Source organism: Streptomyces sp. CNH189, from assembly GCF_000527195.1.
This window is the reverse complement of sequence record NZ_AZUS01000001.1, coordinates 290,970-306,700: the sequence shown is the minus strand read 5'-3', so window position 1 is coordinate 306,700 and position 15,731 is coordinate 290,970. Positions and strand designations below refer to the sequence as shown.

The 15,731-nt window shown below is 73.9% G+C and carries 15 protein-coding genes; 7 read left to right on the top strand and 8 right to left on the bottom strand.

Features of this window, described 5'->3' with window-relative positions; translation table 11 throughout:
• Positions 1-125 precede the first annotated feature (125 nt).
• Positions 126-557, top strand: coding sequence for a hypothetical protein (locus B100_RS0101365; protein WP_024882682.1), 432 nt, complete (start codon positions 126-128; stop codon positions 555-557).
• A 102-nt stretch (positions 558-659) separates the two neighbouring features.
• On the opposite strand, the gene B100_RS0101360 is transcribed toward B100_RS0101365, so the two are convergent.
• The 8 genes from B100_RS0101360 to B100_RS0101325 all read right to left on the bottom strand — a co-directional run bounded on the left by B100_RS0101360 (position 660) and on the right by B100_RS0101325 (position 8,874).
• Positions 660-2,225 (bottom strand): DUF1996 domain-containing protein, encoded by a 1,566-nt coding sequence (locus B100_RS0101360; RefSeq protein ID WP_024882681.1) that lies wholly within the window; start codon positions 2,223-2,225, stop codon positions 660-662.
• 213 nt (positions 2,226-2,438) lie between these two features.
• Positions 2,439-3,092 carry a response regulator transcription factor gene (locus tag B100_RS0101355; protein WP_024882680.1) on the bottom strand — a complete coding sequence of 218 codons (654 nt, stop codon included), beginning with the start codon at positions 3,090-3,092 and terminating at the stop codon, positions 2,439-2,441.
• Positions 3,077-4,342, bottom strand: coding sequence for a sensor domain-containing protein (locus B100_RS0101350; RefSeq protein ID WP_024882679.1), 1,266 nt, complete (start codon positions 4,340-4,342; stop codon positions 3,077-3,079). The genes B100_RS0101355 and B100_RS0101350 overlap by 16 nt, the downstream gene beginning before the upstream one ends.
• Positions 4,343-4,410: 68 nt before the next feature.
• On the bottom strand, positions 4,411-5,421 hold the full coding sequence (locus tag B100_RS0101345) for an NAD-dependent epimerase/dehydratase family protein (protein WP_037722362.1): 1,011 nt from the start codon (positions 5,419-5,421) through the stop codon (positions 4,411-4,413).
• Positions 5,422-5,521: 100 nt separating this feature from the next.
• Complete coding sequence (locus tag B100_RS0101340; protein WP_024882677.1) at positions 5,522-6,082, bottom strand: winged helix-turn-helix domain-containing protein; 561 nt, start codon at positions 6,080-6,082, stop codon at positions 5,522-5,524.
• A gap of 279 nt (positions 6,083-6,361) precedes the next feature.
• Positions 6,362-7,390, bottom strand: a complete 1,029-nt coding sequence (gene glnII, locus B100_RS0101335; protein WP_024882676.1) for a glutamine synthetase — start codon at positions 7,388-7,390, stop codon at positions 6,362-6,364.
• 315 nt (positions 7,391-7,705) lie between these two features.
• Positions 7,706-8,392 carry a hypothetical protein gene (locus tag B100_RS0101330; protein WP_024882675.1) on the bottom strand — a complete coding sequence of 229 codons (687 nt, stop codon included), beginning with the start codon at positions 8,390-8,392 and terminating at the stop codon, positions 7,706-7,708.
• 122 nt (positions 8,393-8,514) lie between these two features.
• The gene (locus tag B100_RS0101325) at positions 8,515-8,874 is read right to left on the bottom strand and encodes an arsenate reductase family protein (protein ID WP_024882674.1); all 360 of its coding nucleotides are present in this window, start codon (positions 8,872-8,874) and stop codon (positions 8,515-8,517) included.
• 232 nt (positions 8,875-9,106) lie between these two features.
• Here B100_RS0101325 and B100_RS0101320 point away from each other — a divergent pair, with 232 nt between their 5' ends.
• The 6 genes from B100_RS0101320 to B100_RS0101295 all read left to right on the top strand — a co-directional run bounded on the left by B100_RS0101320 (position 9,107) and on the right by B100_RS0101295 (position 15,691).
• Entirely contained in the window at positions 9,107-9,421 is a 315-nt protein-coding gene (locus B100_RS0101320) for a hypothetical protein (RefSeq protein ID WP_024882673.1), read from the top strand.
• 169 nt (positions 9,422-9,590) lie between these two features.
• Positions 9,591-10,820, top strand: a complete 1,230-nt coding sequence (locus tag B100_RS0101315; RefSeq protein ID WP_024882672.1) for a histidine kinase — start codon at positions 9,591-9,593, stop codon at positions 10,818-10,820.
• Positions 10,817-11,491 (top strand): response regulator transcription factor, encoded by a 675-nt coding sequence (locus B100_RS0101310; RefSeq protein ID WP_024882671.1) that lies wholly within the window; start codon positions 10,817-10,819, stop codon positions 11,489-11,491. Before B100_RS0101315 ends, B100_RS0101310 begins: the two co-directional genes overlap by 4 nt.
• A gap of 416 nt (positions 11,492-11,907) precedes the next feature.
• Entirely contained in the window at positions 11,908-12,351 is a 444-nt protein-coding gene (locus B100_RS0101305; protein WP_037722390.1) for a hypothetical protein, read from the top strand.
• Positions 12,352-12,374: 23 nt separating this feature from the next.
• Positions 12,375-13,142, top strand: coding sequence for an ABC transporter ATP-binding protein (locus B100_RS0101300; RefSeq protein ID WP_024882669.1), 768 nt, complete (start codon positions 12,375-12,377; stop codon positions 13,140-13,142).
• Entirely contained in the window at positions 13,139-15,691 is a 2,553-nt protein-coding gene (locus tag B100_RS0101295) for an FtsX-like permease family protein (protein WP_024882668.1), read from the top strand. Before B100_RS0101300 ends, B100_RS0101295 begins: the two co-directional genes overlap by 4 nt.
• Positions 15,692-15,731: the final 40 nt, after the last annotated feature.

The window sequence follows — 15,731 nt, the reverse complement described above, 5'->3', positions numbered from 1 at the left end:
CGGACGTGGCCCCGCGATTGAGCACGGGGCGCGCCGCGGCCGTATCGAATGCCGAGGGCCCCAGGCCGGGGCTCCGTGCGGCATGTCGCCGCCCCACGATGTCGCCGTCAAGACCGGAGGAACACATGAGGGTGACCCGACCGACGCTCGCGCTGACCTGCGCGGTGGCGGCCCTGGCGCTGACGGGCTGCGGGTCCGGCGGCAGCGGTGAGGACCAGGTGCCGCCCACCGCCACCGGCAGCCTGGAACACCTGGCCGCCGAGGCGAAGTGCGACCCCGACATGCAGACCGACGCCGACACCATCCGCCAGGCGCTCTGCGAGAAGGGCGACGAGAAGTACGTCCTCGCCACCTTCTCCACCGACCGGGGGCAGCGCGAGTGGCTCAACACCGCCAAGGACTACGGGGGCTACTACCTGGTCGGCCGCAAGTGGGTCGCCGTCGGCGAGGAGAGGACGGTCGAGGCCCTGCGGTCCAGCCTCGGCGGGGATCTGGAGGAGGGGTCCGAGCACATGAACCCCGGCGGCAGCCACAACAAGGGCGGCCACCACGGCTGACCCGGCCGCGCACCGGACACACCGAAGGCCGGCGGTGGGAACTCCCACCGCCGGCCTTCGCCCTTTCCCTCTACCGGTCACCCCGGGCCGGGGCCCGCCCGCCTACTGGCAGTCGCGGCCGCTGTTGATGCACTCGACCATCTCGTTCATCAGGTTCTCGTCGAAGAAGTTGATGAAGTCGTTGTGGTCGGTGATCGGCTTGTGCAGCTGCTCCGGGAAGGTGTCCACCGCGTACGGGCTCACCAGCTGCCCGTTGTCGATCTGCGGGGCCGGGATGTTGTCGTACACCAGGCGGACCTGGAGCTGCGGGATGGCCTGGAAGCCGTTCGAGCAGGTGCCGTCCGCCTCGACGAAGTCGACGTGCGTGCGGTGGTTGGCGCTGTCGCTGTTCTGCCCGTCCCAGCAGCTCTGGAAGCTGGTCGTGCGGACCACGCCGCTGCCCTCGGGGCAGATCGGGTACTTGTCCGTCACCTGCCGGTCCTCGAAGCCGGTGCAGCTCCAGGCGGTGTTGGCGTTGTTCAGACCGTTGGTGAAGGCCTTGGCGTCACCGGTGATGATGCGCAGCGCCCGGGGCATCGCGACCACGTCGCCGGTCCGGTTGCCGACGAACTTCAGGTTCACCTCGGTGGGCGCCACGATCTTGCCGACGTTGCCGTCCTGGCCGCCGCCCGGCTGGTCCTGGTCGATGTCCTGCGTGCCGTCCTGGATCCGCAGCACCGGCCAGAAGTACGACGACCGGTCGCCCTGGTTCTGGCAGGTGGTCTCACCGTTCGCCAGGTCCTCGTCGCTCGCGAAGGCCGTGTTGGCCTGGTTGCCGACGTAGTCGTGCTGGTGCTGGGCGCCGTTGCTGACGCCGGGCGCGACGATCACGTTGTCCGAGTTGCGCAGCGCGTTGTCGTTCTTGCCGCACTCGGTGGTGAAGCTGCCGGTCGAGCCGGTGCCGCCGTTCGCGGCGAGGCCGCCTGGCAGGTTGCGGGAGTTCGGCTGCACGTCCTCGATCTTGACGAAGTCGTCCGCCACGGGACCGTTGCCGGCCTGCCCGCCGTTGCCCTGGCCGCCGTCCTGACCCCCGCCGTCGCCCTGGCCGCCGTCGCCCTGGCCGCCGTCGTTCTGGCCGCCGCCGTCCTGACCGCCGTCGTTCTGGCCGCCGCCGTCCTGGCCGCCGTCGTTCTGGCCGCCGTCGTTGCCCCCGGGCTGCTGCTCCGCGGGCACACCCTGGCAGCGGGCGAACCGGCCGAGGTCGCGCGCCTGGCCTCCGGCCCGCTTGATGTTGATGTCGATGCGGTCCAGGGTGGCCGCGCGCTTGGACTTCAGCGGGCCGAGGATGGCGTTGTCGACGTAGTTCGCGTCGCCCGCCTGCGCCTGGCGCGTCTCGGCGAGGCGCGTGTACGCGTCGGTGATCTGACGGTCGAGCCGCGCCAGTTCCCGCGCGACGCCCCAGCGCGCCTTGCGGGGCACCTTGGTCAGCTTCTGGCCGACGTCCGGACAGTTGATCGTGGCGACCCGGGCCTGCCCCGACTTGGTGGCGTTGTGCCCCCCGTTCTCCTCGTGCGCCGAGGCGTAGAAGTTGGCCCAGACCAGACCGCCCCCACCGATGGCCAGGGCCGCCGCCCCGGCTATCACCTTGGTGGCCAGCGGTGTACGGCGTTTTCTTGTGTTGCGTCCCATGGAACTCCTCTGACTTCCTTGCGGGGCATCCCATTGCGGGGCATCGAGGCGCCCGTGAGGGGAAGCGGCGCCCATGAGTACGCGGCCCGCCCCCCGGGTGTTCACCCGTCACGCGAATCGATGAGAAGTCAGTGCGGTCCCGTATGTTTCAACAGCCAATCACGCACCGGCAGTTGCCGGTTCTCCACCCGGCGTGAAGCCGGTCGTCCGGTATCACCGGCCGTGGTCGAGATACGCGAGAACCGCCAGCACGCGGCGGTTGTCGTCGTCCGACACCTCCAGGCCCAGTTTGGCGAAGATGTTGGCGGTGTGCTTCGCGACGGCCCGTTCCGTCACCACCAGCCGGGCCGCGACGGCCGCGTTGGTCCTGCCCTGCGCCATCAGCTCCAGCACCTCCAGCTCCCGGGGCGTCAGCCGCTCCAGCGGCCGGTCCGCGCCGGACCGCCGCGCCAGCAGCTGCTGGATCACCTGCGGGTCCATGACCGTACCGCCCGCGGCCACCCGCCGGACCGCGTCCACGAACTGCTCCGCGTCGAACACCCGGTCCTTCAGCAGATACCCCACCCCGCCGACGCCGTCCGCCAGGAGCTCGCGCGCGTACAGCTGCTCCACGTGCTGGGAGAGCACCAGCACCGGCAATCCGGGCCGCTCGCGCCGGGCCCGCAGCGCGCACTGCAGCCCCTCGTCGGTCTGGGTGGGCGGCAGCCGCACGTCGACCACGGCGACGTCCGGCTCCTCCTCGGCGAGCGCCCGGGTCAGCTCCGGCCCGGACCCCACGGCCGCGACGATGTCGAAGCCGTGCGCCCCGAGCAGCCGGACGAGTCCGTCACGCAGCAGGAAGAGGTCTTCGGCTAGGACAACACGCACGGAATCTCCATGGTGACCAAGGTGGGACCGCCCACGGGGCTGCTGACGGCCAGGACGCCGTCGAATGTACCCAGCCGCCGCTCCACCCCGGCCAGACCCGAACCGGCCCCGATCACCGCGCCGCCCCGCCCGTTGTCGGTGACCGTCACCCGCAGGCAACCGTCGGCGTGGTGCAGGTCCACCCAGATCCGGTCCGCGCCGGAGTGCTTCACCGCGTTGGCCAGCACCTCGCTCACCGCGAAGAACGCGGCCGACTCCACCGGCGCGTCCGCCCGCCCGGGCAGCGTCACGTCCACCTCCGTGACCACCGGCAGCCGCAGCGCCAGCGCCCGCACCGCGTCCCCGAGCCCCCGCTCGGCCAGCACCGGAGGATGGATACCGCGCACCAGGTCCCGCAGCTCGGTCAGCGCCTCCGCGGACGACTGCCGGGTCCGCGCCAGCAGCTCCCGCGCCTGCCCCGGGTCCTTCTCGATCAGCGCCTCGATCGTCCCCAGATCCATCCCCACGGCCACCAGCCGCGCCTGCGCCCCGTCGTGCAGGTCCCGCTCGATGCGGCGCAGCTCGGCGGCCGAGGTGTCCACGGCGTCCCGCCGGGTCTCGGTCAGCACCCGCACCCGCTCGGCCAGTTCCCGGCCGCCGGAGCCCAGCACGGCCCGGGTGAGCAGGAAGTGGACGCGGAGCAGGCGCGCGGCGGTGAAGTGTCCGACCACCAGCAGCGCCAGGGCCAGCGCGGCGGCGCCCAGCGCGGACACCTGCCCGGACACCGGCACGAAGCCGTACCACCACGGGTCCGGCAGCACCCGCCACAGCCCGGCCGCCACCGCGAACCCCTCCAGCGGGTAGGCGAGCAGGGCGGCCGGCAGCAGCGCGGTGACGAAGCCGGCCGTCATGTCGACCAACAGCCACAGCAGGTCCCGCCAGGTCGCCGGATCGCCCAGCATGCCGAAGGTCCGCGCCCACGGGTTCGCGTCCTTCGGCAGCGCCCGGTAGGCGGGCGGGATCCGCACCCCGCCCCACTCGGCCGCCAGCACCCGCCGCCAGTCCGCGAACGCCCGCACACCCTTCAGGACGTACGGCGTGGTGACGATGCCGACGCCGATCGGGATCAGGCAGACCGACACCACGGCCGCCACGAAGCACACCACCGCCCCCGGCAGCGACACCAGGGCCAGCGCCAGTCCCCGTACCGCCGCGAGCGGGAACTCCCGCGCCGCGTTCCGTCCGTCGTGTGCCTGCGTCCCGGTGGTCATGGGCCCAGTCTCACCGTCCGCGCCGGGCGGCACACTGGGTCCGGCCCCCGCCTGCGGGGTGGGGCTGGCTACACCCCCGGGGCGGTGGCCAGCACCTTCGCCTCCACCTCGGGGTCCAGCCCCTTGACCGTGCGGTCGGGGCGCTGCGGTGCCGTGCCGCCGATGTCCCGCAGCCAGGCCCAGGTGTCCGCGACGGTCTCCGCGACCGGCCGGCAGCGCAGCCCGGTCGCGACCGCCCGGGAGACGTCCGCCGAGTGCAGCGCGTCGTGCAGGTCGCTGTGCGGCGGCACCCACACCGGGAGCTGGGTCCACGGCTCCACCCCGGCGTCGAGGACCACCTCGGGCGCCGTCCACCGCAGCTCGGCCGGCCCGCCGGTCACCCGCACACAGGCCTCCAGCAGCTCGCCCATGGTGGTGTGGCCCTGCGGCGACATCAGGTTGTACGGGCCGCTCAGCCCCTGCTCGGCCGCGCCGAGGATCCACTCCGCGAGGTCACGCCCGTCGACGTACTGCAGCGGCAGGTCCCGCGGGCCGGGGGCGAGCACCGGACCGCCGCGCGCCACGCGGTTCAGCCACCAAGGCAGCCGGCCGACGTTCTCGTACGGCCCGAGCAGCAGCCCGGCCCGTACCAGCACCGAACGGTCCGCGCCGAAGGCGTCCACCGCGGCCAGCTCGCCGCCCCGCTTGTCCCGCGCGTAGTCCGTCACGCCGGCGTCCGGGGAGGCGCCCTCCACCACGGGGGCGTCCTCGCCGTACCCGGCGGGCGGCGCCCAGGTGTACACCGAGCAGCTCGACACGTACACGTACCGTCCGGCGCGGTCCCGCAGCAGCCGCGCCGCGTCCCGTACCGCGCGCGGGGCGGACGACCAGGTGTCGACGACGACGTCCCACGTGCCCGGTTCCTCGTCCAGCGCCGCGAGCCCGTCCACCTCGGTGCGGTCGCCCAGCAGCTCCCGGGTGCCCGGGGGCGCCTCGTGCCGCCCGCGGTGGAAGACGGTCACCTCCCAGTCCCGCGCGAGGGCCGCCTCGGCGACGGCCCGGCCCACGAACTCCGTACCACCCAGCAACAGAAGTCTCATACCGCCGACTCTGCCCGGCCGGGCGGCACCGGGGAACGCGCTTCTGCTGTCGGCAGACCGGCGGTCCGGCGCCGTACCGCGCGCCGGACCGCCCGGCCGCTCAGCGCCGCACCGGCGGGACGTACTTGTAGCCGACGCGGCGCACTGTGCGGATGGCGTCGCGGAACCCGGGACCGAGCTTGCGGCGCAGCCGGGCAATGTGGACGTCGACCGTGCGCCCGTCGCCGACATGGCCGTAGCCCCACACCGTGCCCACTAGGTGGTCCCGGGTGTGCACCCGGTCCGGGTGCGCGACGAGATGGGCGAGGAGCTCGAACTCCAGGTAGGTCAGGTCGAGTTGGCGGCCGGCGACCTCGGCGGTGCGCCGCACCGGGTCGACCTGGATCAGCGCGTCGTCGTCCGCGGGGCCGGGCGGTGCGGTCACCGGCTGCGGGAACGGCGGCCGCGGGTCGGCGGGGACCAGCACCAGGTAGCCGACCATCGGGGGCCGGCCGGGCAGCACGGGCACGGCGTCCGGCGGGGCGGGCAGCCAGGTGGCGCCGGGCGGCAGCAGGTCCGCGACCGTCACCGTCCCGTCCCGGTCGACGGCGCGCAGCCGGGACCGGGCGGCGGGGACGGGCGGGACGGGGGAGGGGGAGGACAGGGAAGGGGTGGTCGCCATGGGACGTCAGCTCTTTCGCGCGAAGGGTCGTCGAGGACGTACGCGGTGCGCGGCGGCCGAAGGCCGGGAAGGAATCCGGGCGTCAGAGGGCCGGCGCGTTCGTCGCGCGACAACACACCCGGTCGAAGTCGTGGTGCTGACGGGAAGGCCAGAACGGCTGCAGGTCGCGTCGACCTGTCGCGTGGTGGGTGCGGAAGCCGGCCATGGGTCCATTGAAGCAGACGGCGCGAGGGGCGCCCACCTTCCGGTGGACGCCCCTCGCACGGATCGCGGCGCGGATCAGACCTGGCCGGCCTTCTCCAGCGCGGTGCAGCAGGTGTCGACCAGCAGACGGGTCACCACGTACGGGTCGACGTTGGCGTTGGGACGGCGGTCCTCGATGTAGCCCTTGCCGTCCTTCTCGACCTGCCACGGGATGCGGACCGAGGCGCCGCGGTCCGAGACCCCGTACGAGTACTCGTTCCACGGGGCGGTCTCGTGCAGGCCGGTGAGGCGGTCGTCGATGCCGGCGCCGTAGTTCTTCACGTGGTCCAGCGGCTTGGAACCCTCACCCAGGGACTCGGCGGCCGTGATGATCGCGTCGTAGGACTCGCGCATCGCCTTGGTGGAGAAGTTGGTGTGCGCGCCGGCGCCGTTCCAGTCGCCCTTGACCGGCTTGGGGTCGAGGGTGGCGGCGACGCCGAAGTCCTCGGCGGTGCGGTAGAGCAGCCAGCGGGCCACCCACAGCTGGTCGGAGACCTCCAGCGGGGACAGCGGGCCGACCTGGAACTCCCACTGGCCGGGCATGACCTCGGCGTTGATGCCGGACAGGCCCAGACCCGCCTTCAGGCAGTTGTCCAGGTGCGCCTCGACGACCTCACGGCCGAAGATCTCGTCGGATCCGACACCGCAGTAGTAGCCGCCCTGCGGGGCCGGGAAGCCGCCCTTCGGGAAGCCGAGCGGGTAGGCGTCCTTGAAGAAGGTGTACTCCTGCTCGATGCCGAAGATCGGCTCCTGCGCGGCGAACTTCTCGGCGACCTCGGCCAGCGCGGCGCGGGTGTTCGACTCGTGCGGCGTCATGTCCGTGTTCAGGACCTCGCAGAGCACCAGGACGTCGTCGCCGCCGCGGATCGGGTCGGGACAGACGAAGACCGGCTTGAGCACGCAGTCCGAGGCGTGGCCCTTGGCCTGGTTGGTGGAGGACCCGTCGAAGCCCCAGATCGGCAGGTCGGCGCCCTTCGCGTCGTCGCCCAGGATCTTCGTCTTGGACCGCAGCTTGGCGGTCGGCTCGGTGCCGTCGATCCAGATGTACTCGGCCTTGAAGCTCACGGTCCACATCCTTCGGGGTGGGTCTGGGCGCGCTTGGTGCGGATGCTGCGGCGCTGCGGCACTGGGGCGCCGCCGTCGATGCCCCGCAGCTTGTCAACAGGCGATTTCCCGACCGTTGCCCGGGTGTGAACCCCGTGTTACCGGACGCCGGTGCGCCCGGCGCCACTCCGTGAGGGCCCGGGGGAGGGGGGCCCGGTGTATGCGATGGGACGTGAAGAGGCCCGGCGTTCCGGACGTGACGAGGCCGCCGATCCCGACGTGCGGAGGCCCGCCGCTCCCGGACGGGAACGGCGGGCCTCCGGGCGCACCAGGACCTCACCCCACCTTCTCGATCAGCGCCCTGCGGATCAGGAACTTGCCCGGCTCGCGGACCTGTTCGAAGGCCGCGTCGTTCAGCAGCACACAGCTGCCGGACACCGAGGTGACCTCCACCGTCGTGGACTTGTCGTTGTCCAGGTTGGTGACCTTCAGCTTCGTGCCGGCCGGGAACTGGTTGCTGGACGCGGCCGGGGCGCCCGCCTCACCGGAGAGGGTGACGGTCGAGCCGTTGCACACCTGCTCACCGGCGGCGGCCCCGCCGCCGTTCTGGCCCGCCTGTCCGTCCTGTCCCGCCTGTCCGTCCTGGCCGCCCGCGGCGGGCTGGGACGGGGCAGGCTGCTGCGGCTGTGCGGGCCGGGAGTCCTGAGCCGACTCCCCCACCGTGCACCCGGAGGCCTCCTGCTGCAGCTGGATCTGGGCGACGACCGCCTCGCGGTTGGCGATCCGCGCCTCGGACTGGGCGTCGGGGTTGGCCCGCTGGCCCGCGATGAACCGCTGGTTGTTGCCGAGCGCGGTGGCCAGCCCCTGACAGACCGTCGAGTCCGCCGCCGACTTGGTGGTGGCCGACGGCGGGCTCGCGTTCGATGTGGTCGCCATGACGAAGGCACCGCCGCCCGCCACCGTGGCGGCGCTCAGCAGCAACGCCAGCTTCTTCTTCGGGCCGAGAGTTCTCCTGCGCGACATGCGCGACTCCAAGGGGGTCGGGGGAGCGTACGCCGCTATGTACGAGATACCGAACGCGGTTGCTCAGCGGCCGGCCCAAGTGGCCCAAGTGGCCTGCGTCACAGGAGTGGTGGGGCAGGACGTCAGCGGGACAGCGCGTCCCGTACGGCCTCCTCCGAGCGGGCCACCACCGCCGTGCCGTCGTCCGCCGTGATGATCGGCCGCTGGATCAGCTTCGGGTGCGCGGCGAGCGCCGCGATCCAGCGGTCCCGCGCGCCGGCGTCCCGCGGCCACTCCTTGAGGCCCAGCTCCTTCGCCGCCGCCTCCTGGGTCCGGGTGATGTCCCACGGCTCCAGTCCGAGCCGCTCCAGCACCTCCCGGATCTCGTCCTCGGACGGCACGTCCTCCAGGTAACGGCGGACGGTGTAGTCGGCCCCCTCCGCGTCGAGCAGGCTGACCGCGCTGCGGCACTTGGAACAGGCCGGATTGATCCAGATCTCCATGCCGCACACGGTACGCCCGGCCGACGCTGTTCGATTTCCTGGGGTGCTCCCTCGTATCTCGCGCACCATCCGTGACGCGCTCCCAAAACCCGCGCTCACCAGCGCACTTGTTGGCCGAAGCGAGCCTGCTGATTGTCAGTGCCGGGACGTAGAATGGAGGAAGTGTTCGAGGGAGTCGCCGAGGTCGCCGTGGACCCCGGCCGACCGCCCCGACCGCGACAGGAGGATGCCCGTGCCCGCTGCCGCCCTCAAGCCGAAGCCCCTGCCCACCCAGTCCACCGCGAAGCGTCCGGTGCTGCTCGAACTGCCCTGCGCGCCGGTGGAGAAGCGCCCGCTGCCCCCGGGCCGCCCGCGCGAGTGGTACGTCACCCACAACCGCAGGCTGAAGGCGATGCGCCTCGCCATCGCCCTGCTCGACTCCGGCGTCTACCTGCCCAGCCAGGCGCGCGACGAGACGATCCGCGGCGCCGCCGAGCTGATCGGCGTCCACCCGCCGTCGGGCACCACCTGCCACATGGTGCGCGCGTTCATGCGCTACAACCGCTGAGACCCGCGACCCGGTGCCGGGCGCCCCGTCCTGGGGCGCCCGGCACCGTCGTGCCGTGACCGGCCACGGGCTCGGGCAGTATGGGCGGCGGGGTGCCGCACACCCCGAAGTCGTCCGGGCGGCCCGGCACTTGTCCGGTCGGGCCCGGTGGAGGAGAGAGGGAGGACGGTTGGTCGAGGAGAGCACGGCCCCGATACCGTGGATCACGCCGTCCGGCCGGTACGCACGCGCCCTCGGCCCCGCGACCGACATCGTCCTCGCCCTGGCCGTCCTGCTGGCGGCACAGCGCTACGCCGGTGACTACGACCTGCTCCTGGGCGGGCTGATGGCGCTCGCCCTGCTCGCCCGCAGGAAACACCCCGCCACCGTGATGGCGGCCGTCATGGCGCTCGCGCTCGCGCAGTTCCTCCTGTACGAGCCGTACGTGGCCGACCCGCCGGCGCACGCGCCCGCCGCGTACGACGTGGCCGTGCTGTTCGCCATGATGTCGGTCGTCCACCACTCCCGGATCCCCTGGATGTCGTACGCCGCGGGCGGCGCGGTGCTGCTCGCGACGGGTGCGGGCACCGTCGGGGCGTCGCTGCTGGGCATGGAGCCGTTCGCCGACGGCGGGATGCTCCTCGTCTACTGGGGGCTGACGCTGACGGTGTGGCTCACCGCCTTCGCCCTCCACACGCGGCGCCTCTACGCCGAGAGCCAGGCCGCCCGCGCCCGGGCCGCCGAGCGGGAGCAGGAGCAGCGCGTCCGGCTGGCCGCGGCCCGCGAACGGGCCGAGATCGCCCGCGAACTGCACGACGTCGTCGCGCACAGCCTGGCAGTGATGACCCTTCAGGCCGACGGCGCGGGGGCCGTGCTGCGGAAGTCGCCCGACATGGCGGAGTCCGCGCTGAAGACCATCGCCGCGACCGGCCGCGACGCCATCGACGACATGCACCGCATCGTGCGGGTGCTGCGCGAGGGGCGTCCGGACACCGAGGGCACGCAGGAGGACCGGCGGCTGGTCACCCTCCACGAGATCGAGGTCGTCGCGGACCGCGCGCGGACCGCCGGACTGACCGTGGACCTCTCCGTCGAGGTCGACGAGGGACGGCTGTCACCGGCGGAGGAGATGACGGCCTTCCGTATCGTCCAGGAGTGCCTCACCAACGTGCTCCGGCACGCCGGGACCGGGGCCGGGGTCGACATCCGGCTCCGTGAGGAGCGGGGCACACTGCTGATCGACGTGACCGACGACGGAGCCGGCGCCCTCGCCGGCCGGGGCGTGGGGACGTCCGGAGGGAACGGGCTCGTGGGGATGCGGGAGCGGGTGGAGCTCGCCGGTGGCACCTTCGAGGCCGGCCCCCGGCTGGGCAGCGGATGGCACGTACGTGCCTCGATTCCGGTGAGGACGAAGAGATGACGGGAACGGACAGGCCGATCCGGGTGGCCGTGGTGGACGACCAGCCGCTGATCCGGGCCGGCTTCACCATGGTGCTGGCCGGTCAGGACGACATCGAGGTCGTCGGCGAGGCGGAGAACGGCGCCCAGGCCCTCGACCTGCTGGACACGGTGGAGGCGGACGTCGTCATCATGGACGTCCGCATGCCCGTGCTGGACGGCATCCGGGCCACCGAGCGGCTGATGCGCCGGGACGACCCGCCCGGCGTGCTGGTGCTGACCACCTTCGACGACGACGAGGACGCGTTCGCCGCGCTGCGCGCCGGAGCCGGCGGCTTCCTGCTGAAGAACGCCCCCGCCGACGAGGTCGTCAACGCCATCCGGGTGCTGGCCGCGGGGGAGTCGGTGGTGGCCCCGCGCATCACCCGGCTGCTCCTCGACCGGGTCTCCGACCGGCTGGCACCGGCGAACGGTCAGGCCGAACGGCTGGAACTGCTCACCGGCCGCGAACGGGACGTCCTCGGCCTGGTCGCCCGGGGACTGTCCAACACCGAGATCGCGGCGGAGCTGTACGTCGCGGAGGCCACGGTGAAGACGCACCTGGGCAACCTGATGGCGAAGCTGCACCTGCGGGACCGCGCCCAGGCCGTCGTGTTCGCGTACGAGTCCGGGCTGGTGCGCCCGGCGTCCTGAGGCCTTTCCTCGGAGGGCGGAGGCGCACCGCTCTCCGCCGCCTCCACCCCAGGGGACGGGCGAGTCCGTCCTCTGCCGCTTCCACCTCAGGTGGCGCAGGCGCGCCTGCCCGTCCGCCGGCTCCACTCATGGGGCGCAGCCGCGCCCCTCCTGGGCCGTCTCCAGTCACGGGGCGGAGCGTGCCCTTCCCCTGCCGCCTCCGGAGCAGGGGCGAGGCGAGTCCGTCCCTCCTCCGCCTCCACCCCAGGGGGCAGAGGCGCGCCCCTCCTCTGCCCCCTGAGGCGCAGAAGGCGCCCCCACCGGTGGGCCGGATCCGCCGCCCGCGATCTCCCATCCGAGGCCGATCCGCCGGGGGCCCCCGGATCCCAGACTTCTCAGTGCCGCCGGACGCGGCCGAGAAGACACGGGAGGAACCCATGGCCGACGCGACCACCACACCCACGACCGGACGAAACCGCAAGCGCGACCGCCTGATCCTGGGCGCCGTCGCCGCCACGGCCGTCGCCGCCCTGGCCGCCGGGGGCGCGTACTGGTGGCAGGACCGCAACGAGCCGAGCCAGGCGTCCGTCCAGGACTGCGAGCTGGCCCGGCGCATCGTCACCGAGGCCGCCCGGATCGCCACCGGCTCCGTGCCGGAGGCGGAGACGTGGTGGAAGGAGACCGGCGCCGAACGCCGCGCCACGATGGAGGACGGCTACCTCGGCGCGAAGATCTCCCGGTACGAGGGATGGGCGCTGGAGACCGCCCGGAAGTCCCCCGAGACGCCCTCCGCGAAGGACGTACGGGACCTCCAGGAGGAGGCGCGCGGACACTGCGCGGACTCCGGCGTCACCCTGTCCATGCCGCCGCTCGGCTCCTGACCCGGGGAGCGGGAGCGCGCGCCATGACCGTCCACACCGCCGTCCCCGGCCGCACGCCGGACGACGTCATCACCACCACCGCCCTGGTGAAGACCTACCGCCAGGGAACCGACGAGGTACGGGCCCTCGACGACGTCTCCGTCTCCATCGGCAGGGCCCGGTTCACCGCCGTCGTCGGCCCCTCCGGGTCGGGGAAGTCGACCCTGATGCACTGCGCCGCCGGACTCGACACCGTCACCTCCGGCAGCGTCGTCCTGGACGGGACGGAGCTCACCCGGCTGTCCGACCGGCAGCTGACCCGGGTGCGCCGCAGGCGGATCGGGTTCGTCTTCCAGTCGTTCAACCTGCTGCCGCAGCTCACCGCCTACGAGAACATCGTGCTGCCCGTCACCATGTCCGGGGCCCGTCCCGACCGCGACCTGGTGGACCACCTCTGCGACGTCCTCGGCATCGCCCACCGGATCGGGCACCGCCCCGCCGAACTGTCCGGCGGCCAGCAGCAGCGGGTCGCCGTCGCCCGCGCGCTGGTGTCCCGGCCGGCCGTGGTCTTCGCCGACGAACCCACCGGCAACCTCGACTCCCGGGCCGGCGCCGAGGTCCTCACCATGCTGCGCCGGTCCGTCGACGAACTCGGCCAGACCGTCGTGATGGTCACCCACGACCCCGCCGCCGAGCGGTACGCGGACCGGGTGCTGACCCTTGCCGACGGACGCGTCGTGGGCGACGACCGCACCACCCCCCGCGGGCCGGCCCCCGCCCTCGTCACCGGCACCCCGGGGAGGCGGCGATGAGCACCCCGTGGCGCGCGACCGTGCTGGGCTCCCAGGTGGCCGAACTCCTGCGGCGGCCCGGGAGGCTCGCGGCGACCGGGCTGTCGCTGCTGATCGCCGCCTTCGTCGTCTTCGGGGCCGTCATGGCCCAGCAGATCATCACCGCGACCGTCGTCGACAGGTTCCGCGGCACACCCGACGCGGTGTCGCTGGTGGTCACGCCCGGCGAGGGGGCGGACCTCGACGAGGCCCGCCTGGGCGCGATCCGGCGGACGCCCGGTGTCACCGAGGCCGTCGGCCGGATCGACGGCGGCCTCCCGGTCGGCGGCAGCGCCGTCGAACGCTACCTGGCCCTCGCCGCCGACCCCGGCAGCGGCCCCCTCGCGCGGGTCCGGCCGGTCGACGGCACCTACCCCTCCGGACCCGGCCGGCTGGCCGTCGACACGCGGGCGGCGCGGGAGTTCGGACTCGCACCCGGATCGACGCTCACCCTGCTGCTCCCCGAGGCCGACGGTGACGGCACCCGGCACGTGCGGGTCCGGGTCAGCGGCATCGTCCGCGGCACCGCCACCGACGCGGCGGAGCCCACCGGATACGCCCCCGGCCCCGAGCTCGCGCGGCTGCTCGGCACGCCGGGCCACTCCCGCGTCGACCTCCGTACGGACACGTCCACCGGCGCCGCGGAGACGGCGGAACGGATCCGGCGGGCGGTGCCCGGGGCGCTGGTGCGTTCCGGGGACGAGGTGCGGGACGAGGAGGCCCGGGCGGCGGTGGCCGAGGCGAGCGACAGTCTGGAGCTGGTCGCCGTCTTCCTCACCGTGGCCGTCGGCGCGGCCGTGCTCGTCGCCACGTCCACCTTCCGCATCGTCTTCGCCCGGCGCGTACGCCAGTTGGCGCTGCTGCGTGCCCTCGGCGCCACCTCGCGACGGCTCGCGGCGGCACTGGTCACGGAGGGGGCGGTGGTCGGGCTGCTGGCCGGCACGGCCGGCGTGCTGGCCGCCTGGGGCTGCGGACGACTCGTCCCGCCGGTCGGCGCGCGGTTCGGCCACGACCTGTCCGTGCCTTCCTCGATCCCGCCCGTACAAGCCGTCCTCACCGTGCTCGGCACCGGTCTCCTGGCGGCCGTGGCGGTCCTCGCGCCGTCCCTCACCGCCGCCCGGGTCTCCCCCCTGCGGGCCCTGCGCACGGCGACGTCCGGGGAGAGCGCGGCCGGCGGCACCGGACGGACCCTGCTGGGCCTGCTGTGCGCGGCGGGCGCCGCGCTCCTCGCCTGGCAGCAGTACGCGGGGCTGCCCGAGCCGGGCGACGCCGGGTACGACCGGTTCGCGGCGCTGACCGTCGTGGTGCTGTCCGGCGGGCTGGCCTTCCTGGCCCTGGTCGCCCTCGGCCCCCTCCTGGTACGGCCGGTGCTGGCGGCCGTCGCCGTGCCCCTGCGCCGTACCGGTGCGGCCGGCCGGCTCGCCGTCGCGGGCGTCGGGGGAGCGCCGGGACGGGCGGCCTCGGTGTCGGTGGTCGTGGCGCTCGGCGTCTGCCTGGTCGGCGCGACCCTGGTCTGCCTCGCCTCCCTGCAGGCGTACGAGCGCTACCGGCAGGCGGTGGAGGCGCCCGCGGACTTCCGTCTGTACGCGGAGGACGGCGGGACGCTGGACCGGACGCTCGCCGCCGACCTGGCCGCCCGTCCCGAACTGACCGGCGTGACCGCGTTCCGCACGGCGGAGGTCGTCGAAGGCGCCCGCAGCGCGACCGTCTCCGACCTCGGCCTCGGCACCGTCCGCTCCGGCACCGGCCTGACCGCCCGGACCGGTTCCCTCGGCCCGCTGGCGCCCGCGCACGTCGTCGTGGACGCCGATCACGCCCACCGGCTGGGCGTCGAGGCCGGCGACCGGGTGACGTTGACGTTCGAGGGCCGCCCCGTGCGGCTCACCGTGGCGGCGACGCTGCCCGGGGCCGGACCCCACGGCGGGAACTTCTTCGTCCGCGCCGCCGACCTGACCCGCATGGGAGCGGACCCCGCGCCCACCGTGGTCACCGCCGACGCGGCCCAGGGCTCCGCACAGGGGCGGACGCGCGCGCACCGGGCCGTCACCGCCGAGCTGACCGGCCCGGAGCGCGGCGACGGGCGCGTCGTCGCCGAGGACACGGCCGCGGAGGCCGGGCCGTCGGACGACCTGCGGACGACGGCCACGACCGTGATCATGGTCCTGGGCCTGACCGTCCTGGTGGCGGTCGCCGGCGTCGCGACCACGGCGAGCCTCACCGTCGTCGAGCGCGGGCGCGAGTTCGGGCTGTTGCGGGCCCTGGGCCTCAACGGAGCCGCCGTGCACCGGATGGTCACGGCGGAGTGCGCCCTCTACGGCGTCCTCGGCGGGGTGCTGGGCCTGGCCCTCGGCATGCCGTACGCCTGGCTGGTGGTCCGGGTCGCGGAGGCGAGCGCCCCCTTCACCGTGCCGGCGGGGCGGCTCGCGGCGGTGTTCGGCGCCCTGGTGCTGGTGACGGCCGCCGCGGGGACGGTGCCCGCCCTGCGCGCCTCCCGCACCTCACCGACGGTCGCCGTCGCCCGGAACGACTGAGGAGGAGAACCGGGCCACGAAGTCGTCGCCGGGGAACTCG

Bases quoted from the DNA above. Each gene is read 5' to 3' on its own strand.
- B100_RS0101365 (WP_024882682.1), top strand. From the start codon at position 126: ATGAGGGTGACCCGACCGACGCTCGCGCTGACCTGCGCGGTGGCGGCC.
- B100_RS0101360 (WP_024882681.1), bottom strand. From the start codon at position 2,225: ATGGGACGCAACACAAGAAAACGCCGTACACCGCTGGCCACCAAGGTG.
- B100_RS0101350 (WP_024882679.1), bottom strand. From the start codon at position 4,342: ATGACCACCGGGACGCAGGCACACGACGGACGGAACGCGGCGCGGGAG.
- B100_RS0101345 (WP_037722362.1), bottom strand. From the start codon at position 5,421: ATGAGACTTCTGTTGCTGGGTGGTACGGAGTTCGTGGGCCGGGCCGTC.
- B100_RS0101340 (WP_024882677.1), bottom strand. From the start codon at position 6,082: ATGGCGACCACCCCTTCCCTGTCCTCCCCCTCCCCCGTCCCGCCCGTC.
- B100_RS0101330 (WP_024882675.1), bottom strand. From the start codon at position 8,392: ATGTCGCGCAGGAGAACTCTCGGCCCGAAGAAGAAGCTGGCGTTGCTG.
- B100_RS0101325 (WP_024882674.1), bottom strand. From the start codon at position 8,874: ATGGAGATCTGGATCAATCCGGCCTGTTCCAAGTGCCGCAGCGCGGTC.
- B100_RS0101310 (WP_024882671.1), top strand. From the start codon at position 10,817: ATGACGGGAACGGACAGGCCGATCCGGGTGGCCGTGGTGGACGACCAG.
- B100_RS0101305 (WP_037722390.1), top strand. From the start codon at position 11,908: ATGGCCGACGCGACCACCACACCCACGACCGGACGAAACCGCAAGCGC.
- B100_RS0101300 (WP_024882669.1), top strand. From the start codon at position 12,375: ATGACCGTCCACACCGCCGTCCCCGGCCGCACGCCGGACGACGTCATC.
- B100_RS0101295 (WP_024882668.1), top strand. From the start codon at position 13,139: ATGAGCACCCCGTGGCGCGCGACCGTGCTGGGCTCCCAGGTGGCCGAA.